The organism is Acinetobacter sp. 1124_18A, assembly GCF_052824995.1.
The window spans coordinates 113,530-126,963 of the sequence record NZ_VTDF01000004.1 but is presented as its reverse complement, the minus strand read 5'-3'; the positions used below and the strand labels follow the sequence as shown (position 1 = coordinate 126,963).

15 protein-coding genes and 1 riboswitch are annotated in these 13,434 nt (G+C 40.2%); of the genes, 6 read left to right on the top strand and 9 right to left on the bottom strand.

Features of this window, described 5'->3' with window-relative positions:
• The first annotated feature begins 88 nt into the window (after positions 1-88).
• Complete coding sequence (locus FY048_RS10495; RefSeq protein ID WP_045434844.1) at positions 89-550, top strand: DMT family transporter; 462 nt, start codon at positions 89-91, stop codon at positions 548-550.
• Between the two features lie 32 nt (positions 551-582).
• On the top strand, positions 583-1,929 hold the full coding sequence (abeM, locus tag FY048_RS10490; protein ID WP_446091080.1) for a multidrug efflux MATE transporter AbeM: 1,347 nt from the start codon (positions 583-585) through the stop codon (positions 1,927-1,929).
• A gap of 35 nt (positions 1,930-1,964) precedes the next feature.
• Here the strand turns inward: abeM and FY048_RS10485 are convergent, their stop codons facing one another.
• Both FY048_RS10485 and FY048_RS10480 read right to left on the bottom strand, forming a co-directional pair.
• Positions 1,965-3,215, bottom strand: coding sequence for an acyl-CoA dehydrogenase family protein (locus tag FY048_RS10485; RefSeq protein ID WP_003654675.1), 1,251 nt, complete (start codon positions 3,213-3,215; stop codon positions 1,965-1,967).
• 32 nt (positions 3,216-3,247) lie between these two features.
• Positions 3,248-4,495: an SfnB family sulfur acquisition oxidoreductase gene (locus tag FY048_RS10480; protein WP_446091079.1), complete on the bottom strand. Its 1,248-nt coding sequence runs from the start codon at positions 4,493-4,495 to the stop codon at positions 3,248-3,250.
• Positions 4,496-4,751: 256 nt separating this feature from the next.
• Between FY048_RS10480 and FY048_RS10475 the strand changes: the two genes are divergently transcribed.
• The 3 genes from FY048_RS10475 (at position 4,752) to FY048_RS10465 (ending at position 6,988) form a co-directional block, all read left to right on the top strand.
• A complete protein-coding gene (locus FY048_RS10475) occupies positions 4,752-6,050 on the top strand; it encodes an ABC1 kinase family protein (protein WP_004640943.1) in 1,299 nt (432 codons plus the stop codon).
• A gap of 99 nt (positions 6,051-6,149) precedes the next feature.
• Positions 6,150-6,404, top strand: coding sequence for a type B 50S ribosomal protein L31 (locus FY048_RS10470; RefSeq protein WP_003654672.1), 255 nt, complete (start codon positions 6,150-6,152; stop codon positions 6,402-6,404).
• A 251-nt stretch (positions 6,405-6,655) separates the two neighbouring features.
• The gene (locus FY048_RS10465; RefSeq protein WP_004640939.1) at positions 6,656-6,988 is read left to right on the top strand and encodes a HopJ type III effector protein; all 333 of its coding nucleotides are present in this window, start codon (positions 6,656-6,658) and stop codon (positions 6,986-6,988) included.
• A 472-nt stretch (positions 6,989-7,460) separates the two neighbouring features.
• Here FY048_RS10465 and crcB read toward each other — a convergent pair whose 3' ends face one another.
• The 4 genes from crcB to FY048_RS10445 form a co-directional block, all read right to left on the bottom strand.
• Complete coding sequence (gene crcB / locus FY048_RS10460) at positions 7,461-7,841, bottom strand: fluoride efflux transporter CrcB (RefSeq protein WP_446091078.1); 381 nt, start codon at positions 7,839-7,841, stop codon at positions 7,461-7,463.
• Positions 7,842-7,967: 126 nt separating this feature from the next.
• Positions 7,968-8,034, bottom strand: a riboswitch (Fluoride riboswitch).
• A gap of 45 nt (positions 8,035-8,079) precedes the next feature.
• Positions 8,080-8,490, bottom strand: coding sequence for a GFA family protein (locus tag FY048_RS10455; protein ID WP_005301972.1), 411 nt, complete (start codon positions 8,488-8,490; stop codon positions 8,080-8,082).
• A 77-nt stretch (positions 8,491-8,567) separates the two neighbouring features.
• On the bottom strand, positions 8,568-9,764 hold the full coding sequence (locus FY048_RS10450; protein ID WP_446091077.1) for a TIGR03862 family flavoprotein: 1,197 nt from the start codon (positions 9,762-9,764) through the stop codon (positions 8,568-8,570).
• Positions 9,754-10,392, bottom strand: coding sequence for an SAM-dependent methyltransferase (locus tag FY048_RS10445; protein ID WP_446091076.1), 639 nt, complete (start codon positions 10,390-10,392; stop codon positions 9,754-9,756). Before FY048_RS10445 ends, FY048_RS10450 begins: the two co-directional genes overlap by 11 nt.
• A gap of 87 nt (positions 10,393-10,479) precedes the next feature.
• Between FY048_RS10445 and FY048_RS10440 the strand changes: the two genes are divergently transcribed.
• Positions 10,480-10,674, top strand: a complete 195-nt coding sequence (locus FY048_RS10440) for a DNA gyrase inhibitor YacG (RefSeq protein WP_016139395.1) — start codon at positions 10,480-10,482, stop codon at positions 10,672-10,674.
• Here FY048_RS10440 and FY048_RS10435 read toward each other — a convergent pair.
• The 3 genes from FY048_RS10435 to FY048_RS10425 form a co-directional block, all read right to left on the bottom strand.
• Complete coding sequence (locus FY048_RS10435) at positions 10,671-11,315, bottom strand: MBL fold metallo-hydrolase (protein ID WP_004794923.1); 645 nt, start codon at positions 11,313-11,315, stop codon at positions 10,671-10,673. The genes FY048_RS10440 and FY048_RS10435 overlap by 4 nt on opposite strands.
• 23 nt (positions 11,316-11,338) lie before the next feature.
• On the bottom strand, positions 11,339-12,355 hold the full coding sequence (hemH, locus tag FY048_RS10430; protein WP_446091075.1) for a ferrochelatase: 1,017 nt from the start codon (positions 12,353-12,355) through the stop codon (positions 11,339-11,341).
• A gap of 73 nt (positions 12,356-12,428) precedes the next feature.
• On the bottom strand, positions 12,429-13,433 hold the full coding sequence (locus FY048_RS10425; protein WP_446091074.1) for a DUF4062 domain-containing protein: 1,005 nt from the start codon (positions 13,431-13,433) through the stop codon (positions 12,429-12,431).
• Position 13,434 lies beyond the last annotated feature (1 nt).

Here is a 13,434-nt window from a genome sequence, read left to right as displayed (position 1 = left end):
TATTTTAACATGACTGCATCAATGGGCTTATGAAAACATACCCTAATTGCTTTAGACTGTTTTTAAAGATACTTAAATACTGATAAAAATGATGAAATTTTCTAGCCAATTTTTCCTATTTTTACCCTTAGCTCTGGGAATCGGTATTGCCATGGCTTTTCAAACCGCCATCAATGCACAATTGAGAGAACAATTACACACGCCCTTACAAGCAGCCCTCTTATCCTTTCTTGTAGGAACTATTGTTTTAGCAATCATGGTTTTCTTTCAAAGTGCTGAAAAGCCAACTTTAAGTGAAATATCAAATATTCCGTGGATTCTATGGACTGGGGGATTCCTTGGGGTTTATGCAATTAGCATGAGCATTTATACTGCACCTAAACTTGGTTTTTTAACCTTTTCAGGTTTAGTCATTTTTGGGCAAATAGTTATTTCTATGTTACTTGATCATTTTGGTTGGTTGGGCACAGAAAAGACACCTGTTACATGGCAACGGTTTCTTGGTGGAGTCATCATCTTTGTCGGTGTGCTACTCACTTTGCAGCGTTAGCTTCATTTTTATATTTATAAAGAGTACCTTTTGTGTCGAATGTCACATCTTTTCGGTCTGAATTAAAACAACTCTTCCACTTAATGCTACCAATTTTAATTACCCAGTTTGCTCAAGCAGGATTCGGGTTAATTGACACTATTATGGCTGGGCATTTATCTGCAGCCGATTTAGCAGCAATTGCTGTAGGGGTCGGTTTATGGGTTCCAATCATGCTCCTGTTCAGCGGCATTATGATTGCAACTACACCCTTGGTAGCCGAAGCAAAAGGCGCAAGAAATACAGAGCAGATCCCTGTCGTTGTTCGTCAGTCATTGTGGGTTGCCGTCATTTTAGGTGTACTGGCAATGCTCATTTTGCAGCTTATGCCGTTTTTCTTGCATGTGTTCGGTGTACCAGAGAGCTTACGACCTAAAGCAAGTCTATTCTTGCATGCAATTGGTTTGGGTATGCCAGCTGTTACCATGTACGCAGCGCTACGTGGCTATTCAGAAGCATTAGGCCATCCACGCCCTGTCACAGCTATTAGCATGTTAGCTTTAGTTGTATTGATCCCTCTTAACATGATTTTTATGCATGGCTTAGGACCAATACCTGCATTAGGTAGCGCGGGCTGTGGTTTTGCAACATCCATTTTACAGTGGCTAATGCTGATTACTTTAGCTGGCTATATTTATAAAGCCTCAGCTTATCGAAACACGTCTATTTTTGGCCGATTTGATAAAATTAATATGGCTTGGGTTAAAAGAATTTTACAGCTTGGTCTACCAATCGGTTTAGCTGTGTTTTTTGAGATTAGTATTTTTAGTACAGGTGCATTGGTACTTAGCCCACTTGGTGAAGTGTTTATTGCTGCACACCAAGTCGCAATTTCCGTTACCTCTGTGCTGTTTATGATTCCGCTTTCACTAGCCATTGCCTTAACCATCCGTGTCGGTACTTATTATGGTGAAAAGAACTGGGCTGCAATGTATCAGGTACAAAAGATTGGTCTGAGCACAGCAATATTTTTTGCCATATTAACCATGACTTTTATTGCTCTAGGCCGTGAACAAATTATCTCGATTTATACTCAAGACTTAACCGTAGCTCCTGTTGCAATGTATTTACTCTGGTTTGCAATGGCATATCAGTTGATGGATGCGTTACAAGTCAGCGCTGCAGGCTGTTTAAGAGGTATGCAAGATACTCAAGCACCTATGTGGATTACGCTCATGGCATATTGGGTGGTTGCTTTTCCTATCGGACTTTATTTAGCACGTTATACCCATTGGGGGGTAGCAGGTGTATGGCTAGGCTTAATTATTGGTTTAAGCATTGCCTGTGTCTTATTACTCTCACGGCTTTATTTAAATACCAAACGTTTAAGCCAAACCTAATAAAAAAGAGCCGATAAAATATCGGCTCTTTTACACTATGCAGATTTTGCTCTAGGACTTGCTCCAATTTGCCAGACAAAAGGTAAATCCGTACGGTTCACTTCCCAATCACCAATCACTTTTTCTTTATAGATAAGTGGATTATGTGAAGACACTGTTCGCGCATTACGCCAGAAACGGTCGAGTTGCTTGACCTGACTACTTGCTGACGCGCCTAAAGCATTAAATAACTGGCTGGTTAAATCCAGTACCAAGTTAGAAATCACCACCTGCCCTTGTGCGGACTCGAGCTCAGCATCTACATTAAACTGATGTTCTTTTACCTCTAACTCACTAAAGTGACTTTCATAAGCCTTTTGTAATGCCTCCGCCGTTTTTAAGGTAATTGCCTGACTTGCGTAGGCTTGAGCAGAGGCTTTACCCACCACTTGTAAAACTTGTGGGTCGTGACGAACCAGATCACCATTACCATGACTAAAAATACGTTTTCGCTCACGAATTTCTTGGCTAAAAGTTTCTACAGCTGCCTGTGCAATCCCGGTTAAGGTTGCAAGGTGTACGACCTGATAAAAAGCAGTTTGATATTTAAAACGCTGATCAAATGGAATGAGGTGTGAAGCTGGCAAATGAACCTGATGTACTTTTAAGGTGCCACTGCCCGTTGTTTTTTGACCAAAACCATCCCAATCATCAATCACACTTACCCCTGTTTCATGGCGATAAATAGCAGCAATTACATGGCGGTCATTCACTTCATCATAAGCAAATAGGTCTATCCAGTCTGCAAAGATACTTCCAGTTGAATAGTACTTTTCACCATTCACCACCAAGTTGCCCGAAGCATCTTTGGTAACTCGTGTAACGACGTCACCTATCTGTACATTTCCAACTTCGGTCCATGCGTTCCCGACCAAATCACCTTGTACAAAACGCTGAAACCAAACCTCCTGCGAATGCTCTTTATGAGCAACTAAACGGTCTTCAACAAAAGCGAAGTGTCCACGCAAAGCTTGCACAATATTCGAGTCTGCTTGTGCTAACTCTGCTAAAAGCTGGAAAAGTTGCGGTAATGACACCCCATCTCCACCATATTTAACAGGTACACGTACCGCACCTAATTTCAGTTCTTTTAACCACTGAATCGGTTCAAAAGGTAAGATTCGTTCTTTTTCTCGTTGAATTGCACCTTGAGCAATTTTTTCAAAAACTGGACGAAATCTGCTTGCTACCTTTTCATAATCAGCGCCTACAGACAGTTCTTCTAATTCAATTTGAGTAATCGTCATCTTTATTCTCCTAATCTTATTTTTTCTTCAATTTAGCTCCATGCATGACGAGGCGGATGGATACCATTGAGGTAATAATTACCGACAATGTGATATTTCCAGCGCACCGGATCATGCAAGGTATGGGTACGTGCATTACGCCAATGGCGATCCAGATTAAGCTCAGATAAAGTAGAACGTGTTCCAGACAACTCAAAAAGCTTATTCGCTGCTAAAATCGCAACTTCTGTAGTGAGTACTTTTGCTTCAGCAACCAGTAATGTCGCTTGATTTACATGTTCTTCTGTCGTGTCGGCAATCGCTTGATCAATCGCATCTCCTGCCAAATCTAATACTGCTTCTGCTGCACGCAGTTTTATTTTTAAATCGCCAATGTTTGCAATTGTGTAAGGATCATCACTGGCTTTTTCTAGACCTGAATCAACCCATGCGCGGCTATGATTTTTGACATAGTGAATTGTTTCTTCAATTGCACCACGTGCAATACCTGCATCGACAGCAGCTTGAATAAACTGTGAAATTGCTCCCGCTGGTGTTGGTCGCTCGAAAGCCTGATAAATCGGAACTAAGTATTCTTCACGTACTGGAACCTGATTAAGTTCAACAGTGCCACTAGCTGTGGTTCGTTGCCCAAAACCAGACCAGTCATTAATAATATTCACCCCTGACGTTTCCCGAGGGACTAGTGCTGCATAAGGCTGCCCCTCTTCATTTACAGCAACAATCGGAATCCAATGTGCAAGTAATGCGCCTGTTGCAAAGAACTTCTTGCCATTAATTTCATAACCGTGCTCGGTCTTTCTCAATGTTGTAGTGAGATCTGCAACCGTTTTACTATGTTTTTCCGAAAAGGCATTTCCAAAACGAATGCCTCTCAACACTAAATTAAAGAAGAACTGTTGTTGTTCTGGGCCTGCATCAAGACGTAAATGTTCAATAAAAGCTAAATGATTTTGAGGAAGCTGCGCAAGGGATGGATCAACACTCGCAATTGTTTTGATGACCTCAGCCAAAGTTCGATATTTGACTTGTGCACCACCAAACTGCTTAGGAACTGTAATGGCCCATAAGCCACTTTGTGAGAACTGTTGAATTTCATTTAAGGGTAAACGGCGCTCTCTGTCTCGCTCTGATGCCTCTTGTGCAAACTCTTGGGCAAGTTGTTTTGCAATCTGGATTGCCTCTTCATCGGAGCGAATAATATGTGCATCTTTTGACTGCTCAAATACAGATAAAGGAACCGCTTGAGATCGTCCATGGGCCGAATTTAAACTTGTCATAGCTTTTGTTATCTCTATATTTATTTAACCTGTCATTCACATTAGCACTAAAAAAATAGAGACTTTATAGATATTAAAGCTTTGTTTATGAAATGGATTTTCACAAGCTTTTCATATTTTTTACTATAAAAATAACATTTTGTTTTTCGAAAATTTTCTTACATGAGATAAACAATTTCGTATAGGCTTTTTAAGCTTTGTCACCTATGATCAAAACTAAGCAATATTATGTTGTAGTCAATGAGGTATCGAAGATATGGCAAAGAATGCAAGTTCACCAGGCAAACGTTTTATGAAACTTGCAGGAATGACCGCGAGCATTGCAACGAAAACCGTTTCTAACTCGATTCGAAACTTGACAGCAGATGAAGAGCAAAAGCTGGCTTCAAAAACCAAATTATTTCAGGATATTGGTTTGCAAATTGCCGACACCTTAGGAGAAATGAAAGGTGCCGTCATGAAAGTCGGGCAAATTGCATCACAATATAAAGATATTTTCCCGCCCGAAGTCGCCAAAGCAATTTCAAAGCTACAACGCCAAGCGCCAGCCATGCCTTTTGCTGCGATTCAACAGCAAATTGAACGAGAGCTTGGGAAACCGCTTAATGTGGCTTTTAAATCTTTTGATAGTGAACCTTTTGCTGCTGCATCGATTGGGCAAGTTCACAAAGCTACTCTGCCTAGTGGCGAACAAGTCGTGGTTAAAGTGCAATATCCGGGTGTTGATGAAGCCTGTGAAAGTGACTTAAAACAAGTACGTTTAGCCCTTCGCTTAATGGGCGTACTTAAAATTGATAAAAAGCTACAAGATCAGCTTTTTGCAGAAATTCAAGATAGCCTTTCAGCAGAACTTAACTATGAAATTGAGGCTCAAAACCTAGAAGTTTTTAAAACATTTCATAGCCAGCTAGATGACAAAATTATCATCCCGACTGTTTATAAAGATTACTCTTCAAGACGTATTTTGACCCTAAGCCTCGAACAAGGTGACAGCATTGAAACTGCAAGTTCTTGGCCGCTCGAAATTCGAAATACAATTGGAAACCGCCTAATACGTGCTTTAGGTCAGGAAATGTTCTTTTTAAAACGTTTTCACTGTGACCCTCACCCTGGAAATTTCGCTTTCCGCCAAGACGGTAGTGTAATTATTTATGACTATGGCAGTGTTAAAACACTTTCAAATGAAATCGTTCAGCACTTCAAGCGTTTGGTGAATGCAGCTCGCCACGAAAATATTGATCTGATTGAAACAGAGCTACTCGAACTACACTCCCTTGCTGAAAAAGGCAAGTTCCCGAGTGATCTGTATAAGCTATGGATTGAAGTGTTATTACGCCCGCTTAATACCACTTATGATTTTGCCGAGAACTCATCACATCATGATGGCATGCTACTTGTGAAAAAATCTTTGAAATATTGGGATGTCTTTAAACCTTCACCAGATACGCTGATGGTCAATAGAACCATTTCAGGACACTACTGGAACCTCATTCATTTAAAAGTACATGACAATCTCAGTGATTTATTTGAAGAACTAGTCCCGCCATCTAGCTAATTAAATTTTAAGTCAGTGTGACCTTTAGGGGGTACGTTGACTTTTTAATTGTTATGTTATAACATTTCTTTAATCAAAAATAATTTAGGACAATCTCTCATGCGTAAAGATATTCATCCTGCTTATCAACAAGTGTTATTTCATGATACCAATGCAGATGTGTACTTCTTAATTGGCAGTACTCTCCAGACGAAACAAACTAAAGAATATCAAGGTCAAGTCTATCCTTATGTCACCCTTGATATTTCAAGTGCATCACACCCTTTCTATACAGGTGAAGTACGTCAAGCAAGTAACGAAGGCCGTGTTGCAAGCTTTAATAAACGTTTCGCTCGCTTTAATCGTAAGAGTTAATCTTACGTTAAGGTTTGATCAATACACTAAAATCATTGGAAGCCTAAGACTATCTCCTCCACTTAGGCTTCTTTTTTTATGTCCGTTTTTTCGATCTTTTTATGTTGTGTATAAAAGAGAACTTATCCACAACTTATTTAAAAACTATCCTTATTTTTTCCACAACTCATCAATTTTTTGTATTCTCCAAGCTTTCAAAGCTTCTATTCGATGCTATGCTTAAACCCTCATTTGATAGGAAGTTTAAGATAATGGCACAAGAGTTACTTGCCCAATTACAAGCAGGCACAGCAAAATTTTCAGACGTTTTAGCTCATATTGAAGCACGCTACCAACATACTCCAACAGCTTTTCAAAATGGCGCACAGCATAACGCTGCTACTGAAAATCAAGGCAGTGCAAAAGTTTTCTCTTTTGCCAAATTACAAGATTTAGACCAAGCACAAACTTTAAGTTTATTTGCAGAACACTATGCATCTGTATTGGCTACACCAGAGGGAACTGATCACCAAAATATCCGTCAATTTATGCAAAATGGTTGGGATGGTGTGAAGTTTGAAGGTCAGGCTTTAGCTGAAAAATAATAGATTGAAATAATAGAAGCGTCTTAATTTTTATTATTAGCACTGCCCTAGATGGAAGTGATATCCAAATAATGGATTGTATAGGCTAACCTTACTTTTCAAGGATGAAAAGTAACAAAAATCCTTTGTTCCGCTAATGCTACATCCATGTAGCACAGCGAAACGACGGCATCCATGCCGTCTGTCACGATAGTAAATGTCCAATTGTTATTTAAATTATTTGATCAAGCTCTTCTATTTGATACTCGACAACGTCATTCGCAGCCTGCGTGGTTTCAATAAAAGATAGTTTTTGCAAAGCATAAGATAAGTGCATACAGTGAACAGGTTCTGTGAATGACAGATGTCTTTGGTTACTTTGGGCGAAACCAAAGTAACAGTATTAGCTACTTTCATTAGATAACTCAACGGTAGAACTCCGCCGCGAAAACCTAATAAATTATGACTATGGCTACATCCGAACAGTCAAAAATCAATGCCCTGCTACCCAATAATAAGTCGCCAACCCCAAACACGTAAAAATTAACGACCCAATTAAATGAATAGAAATCCCCAACATCGCTATTCCCAATTTACCACTTTGCAACAAAGTGACGATTTCAATCGAGAATGTTGAAAAAGTGGTTAAAGCACCACAAAAACCAGTAATCACAAAAAGTTTATAATTCGGACTTAAATCACTATGAGCAAAGTAGGCTATCGCAAAACCAATAATAAACCCACCCACTAAATTAACAGTGACGGTACCCAATGGAATTTGCGGATAGATCGGATTGAGTTTTAAACCTAGAAACCAACGCAACCACGCCCCTAGAACTGAACCTAAAGCAATTGAAAGTAGAGAGTAATACATAAGACCACCCCTTTAGATAGACGCTAAAAGAGCAAAAAATAATGAAGGAAAATATGACATGGCGTACTCCAAAAATAAACAGAGTACGCAATAACCTACGTACCCAGCGATATATAAATACATGAGGGTAACGTAGGCATCATTAGCCAAGACGGCGGTTTTTCAGGGGAGGAATGCCATCTCCCCGTTTTAAGTATATTAGATCATCTTGAATTTGATTTAAACATACTTTTTAAAATCATGGACGTTCATCGTATTGTGGTAAATCGTCACGAATGCATTCCCACTCTGCCTTAGAGGCAGCAAAAATATGCATTGTCGGTTTTTGCTCTAATGGCGTATCCAGTGTACCAATTCTTACACGATACAGTTCAGGCTGAGCATCACGCGAACTAATCAAGGGTGAACCACATTCGCTACAGAACCAGCGGTACACACCTTCCACAGCGAATTTTTTGACTAAGTTTTCACCTTGGGTGATTTTAAAATCTGTACTTTTAACAGGAGCATTCGTGGCAAATGCTGTTCCATTGGATTTTCGGCAACGTTGACAATGGCATTGAATGATATCCCCGATATCGCCTTTAATCTCATAGCGAATACCTTGGCACAAACAACTTCCTTGATAAACTGGTGATGCTTGAGACATGTTCTCGTAAATCCTATTATTATTGATCGCTCAAAAATAACACTTTTCACATATCAAACATAGCGCCAAATTAATTGTTATTTTTCTAAGAATGAATGTACACCTTCACCAGCCGCTCGCCCTGTAGCAAAGCATGCAGTAAGTAAATATCCGCCCGTAGGAGCATCCCAATCCAGCATTTCACCACAGCAAAACACACCTGAGCTTTGTTTGAGGCTCAAGTTTTCAGTTAATGCTTTTTGCTTAATACCACCAGCACAGCTAATCGCCTCTTCGATGGGTCTAAAGCCCTCTAACTTGATTTGAAGTGCTTTAATTTGCTGAGCCATAGCCTCTGATTGGCTCCATAACGCTTTATCAACCACTTCTCTAATTAAGTTAATTTTCGCTGTGTCTAAACCTGCTTTACGCCAGATATTGGTGAGCGATTGTTTTTTACCACTTTCTAATTTTTTAATTAACTGTGACAACTCTACATCGGGCAATAAATCTAAAAACAGATTTAAGCTATTCCCTTGTTTTTGCTGTTCTCTTAAAGCACGTCCGAGTTTATAAATAACTCCACTCTCTAAACCATAGTAAGTAATTACAATATCACCATGTGTAATCTGGCTAGGTTCAACCCACGCATTAATACGCTTTAAAGGTTCACCAAAACAGCTTTCCATAAAAGTAGACCAAGCGTGCAATACACCCGCATTACTTGCTTGAAAAGGTTCAATACTGGATTGATCCATCCATTGCTGCCAAGCACCATCACTACCTAACTGTGACCACGACACCGCACCGCAAGCCAACACAACTGCATCATATTGCTGGGTAAAAGTTTCAGTATTCTGATTTTGCAAAGTTACGGCTGTACCTTGTAAATTAATACAACGATGACGATAAAAGAATTTAACTTGTTGCTCTGCCAAGCGTTTTAGCCAAGCACGCAGTAAAGGAGCAGCTTTCATTTCGACAGGGAAAATGCGACCTGAGGTGCCCACATAAGATTCAATTCCCAGACTTTTCATCCAGTTTTGAATCCAGACTGCATCCCATTTTTCAACCCACGGTTTGAGCCATTCTGCATGATCATAACGTTCAATGAACTGAGCCAAAGGTTCAGCGTGCGAGATGTTTAACCCAGTTTTACCTGCCATAAGAAACTTACGTGCAGCTGAAGGTTTTTGTTCATAGACATCAATTTCATAAGCGTATTGGCTCAGCACCTCAGCCGCCATAAGACCTGCAGGGCCTGCTCCAATAATGGCAACCCGCTTATTCGCCATGTGTTTGACCTTGTAATGGTGCAAACTCATCAAATCGAGTTTTATAACCTTCAGGCTTGGTCATAATGAGCTGCTGACAAAGCTCGCCACGTTCTAAATACTTAATTTCAAAATGGGTACGTGCAGACGTTTTAGCAATTTTTTCTTTTTGGTAAGGCAGCTTCCATACATTTAATAACTGCTGTTCTGCTTCTTCAATATATTCAGGAATATTACTTGCCAGAGTAATGGTTCCATCTGTTTGCAGACGCGAGATTAAGAACTCAAAAAATGGCATGTTCAACCAGCGCTGTGCTGGGTTATGTGGTTCTGGATTTGGATATAGAATAAAGAAATGTTCAACTTGAGCGGGGTGCAAAGCATGCACTACCCAAGGCAAAGCATCCGCATGTATAGGGACCAAATTATCTCTTGGCTCCAAACCATGCTGCTTTTGCATTGCCAAGAATTTTTCTCGGGTTCGTTCAATTGCATACAACGTGTGCTGTGGCTGTTGCCCACTAAATAGCAAAGCATGTTTACCCTTACCCGCTCCAATTTCTACACAAATCGGAGTATTTTCAATTGGGGTAAAATCACGAGGCGCTTGCATACGTTGTGCTTGAAATTGACGAATCGGCATAATCACATCAAACTAAATAAAAATCGGCATAAGTCTAACAAGTCACCTGACTTTTGCCTAATCTATTTCTCTTCACTTTGAGGATATCGCTTTATGCCACGTACATTCCCCTGCCCACGTTGTGGTGAACCAAGTGTTTGGGAAGGTAATGAATTTCGTCCGTTTTGCTCAGAACGCTGTAAATTAATTGATTTAGGCGCTTGGGCAAACGATGAATATAAATTACCTACCCAAGATGCTCCTCAGCAAAACAAGGGTAGTCAAAATGAAGATGATTATGAGGATTAACCTGCTTTACCCGCGACAAACGGGTTAAATTGTTTTTCATAGCCAATGGTACTCATTGGACCATGTCCAGAAATAAACTGAGTATCATCTGGCAAACTAAAACACTCACGTTTAATCGATTCAATCAACTGCTCATGGTTACCACGTGGGAAGTCTGTTCGCCCAATCGAACCTTTAAACAGAACATCGCCTGTCCAAAGTAAGCCATGGTTTTTATTATAGAAAACAACATGACCCGGCGTATGCCCTGGAGCAAAGCGTACTTCAAATTCATCTTCACCCAGTTTTAGTACTTCACCACCTTCAAGCCATTGATCGACTTTGACAGGTTGTGGAATCGGAAAGCCATAACGTGCTGATACTTCCTGAATCATATCTAGCCAGAACTGATCTTCTTTATGCGGACCAATAACAGGAACGCTCCATTCTTTGGCAAGTTCACCTACCGCTCCAGCATGATCTAAATGCCCATGAGTGAGCCACAGAGCCTTCACTTTTAGACCTAAGGCTTCAACTTCTTTTTTCAAAACAGCAGCGTCACCACCAGCATCAATCAAAACCGCTTCTTTCGTTTCACTGTCCCAAACAAGGGAACAATTTTGGGCAAATGCAGTAACTGGAACAATTTTGACTTGCAGCATAAAAACCTCTGGCTAAAACACAATTAACGGTGGGCTAAGGTATGGGTAAGGGCATCAAGATTAGCCTGAACTAAACCTGCAAGCAAATCAATATGAGCCTGATCGCTATTTAAAGCCGGAATATAAGCATAGCTTCCACCGCCTGCCTGTTGAAATAGTTCAGCATTTTGAATCGCTAACTCTTCAAGCGTTTCTAGACAATCGGCAGAAAAAGCTGGACTTAACACCTGAACGGACTTAACGCCGTGCTTTGCCCAATCTTGTAAAAGCTGATCGGTATAAGGTTTCACCCATTCTTGTTTCCCAAAACGTGACTGGAAGCTAATCGCCCATTCATCATCTTTTAAATGTAAGGCTTCGGCCACTAGCTTTGCTGTGATGCGACAACGGTCTGCGTAAGGGTCACCTTTGTCTGCATAAGGTTGTGGAATCCCATGAAAAGACATCAATAGTTTTTCAGGTTTACCATGCTGTTCTTGGTAGGCTAAAACGCTTTCTGCCAATGCTTGAATAAACATAGGATGCTGATAATAGTCTTTAATGATGGTCAGACCCGGCAAGTTCCGCTGAGCTGGAATCCACTTGGCAAATGCATCATATAACGGCGCTGTAGACGTTGCAGAATGTTGAGGAAATAAAGGCAATAAAATGACATGCTCTTGCGGGTTCGTCGCCAATTTTTCTAAAACTTTATCAATACCCGGATTACCATAAGTCATTGCCGGTAAAACCGTTAAATCAAACTGTTTATTTTCTTGTTCTAAATAGGCCTGCACACGTTTGGTTTGTTCAAACACAATTTCGCGCATTGGCGAGTCTGCTGACCATACTGAAGCATAGGCATGCGCTACTCTTTTCGGGCGAAAAGGTAAAACAAACAGATTTAAAATAATCCACCAGATCAGTTTCGGTATTTCAATCACACGTGAATCAGATAAAAACTGTTTTAAAAAACGGCGCACCGCAGGCACAGTCGCCTCATCTGGTGTGCCTAAATTCGCTAAAATGACAGTAACTTTCGGTTTTTGTTCAAACGACATGTGTAAATGCCTTTCAGTTCATCTTATGACACTAATGTAACAGTTTTCAGTGTCATATATAAATTGAATCGCTCTAAGCTTTTAATCGAACGCCTCGATGATTCCATTTATAACTCAGCAATATCTTTTGAGCTTTAGTGGTTAGTTTCCAGAGGCCATATGATTGCTCAGTTTGCGTTGGGACAATCCAACCTTGTGATTGCATTTGATTTTTAATTCGAAACAGCGCTTTATGATTAATCTGTGCGCAGGCCACCGCATGTGCGCGAGGTAATTCCTGACGGGCATCTTCTAAGCCTGCCTGATTTAAATATTCATTCAGACAAATTCCAAAATTCTCTTCTGGCACAGCTGTTTCAAAGCGCTTTGCCAGCACGCTTAACAACTGAGACCACGTCATTTGTCGTTGTCGTTTAAGCTCTTTAAAATTGCCATCCTGAAATGCTTGAATCTGATATTCAAATGCAAAAATATCTTGCGGTGCAACTTCATTTAACTGCGCTGATGGCTCTGTTACTCGCTGTTCTAAATGCAAAATTTTACTTCTTAATAGTCTAATTTCATCTTCTAACTGCTGAGCTTGATGAGCAGGAACCCAACCTTGTCCCCCATACAGTTCAATCATTAAAGGGATATTTAAACGGACAGCCAACTCCAATTCACGTGGAGTTTTAAAGTAAAAAATATGCTTTGCTTCGTTTAATAACTTTTTTCTAAATGCGAGAAATTTATCTTTAAGTTGTGGATGTGTTTCTTGTAAATCTATTTCACGGCTTTCAGGCTGTTCATGCATGAACACAATAATAGGTTTAGCCTGACTTAACGCATATTCATATTCTAAAGACAGATAACTCACACCAGAAATCGATTGTTCGCCATACTGACTTCCCAGAAGTAAGATTACATAATCACATTCATCAATCTGTCGACGTGCAAGTGTAGTTGTTAAAGGTGTTCGATGTTCTAGTCCCCAAGCAAAGAAACCCATCCCCACCAAAGTTTGAGACAAAACCATTCGCTCTGGCTGCATATCGCGGCCAGACGTTGAAATAAAAATCTGATAGCGTGTATCGAGCATA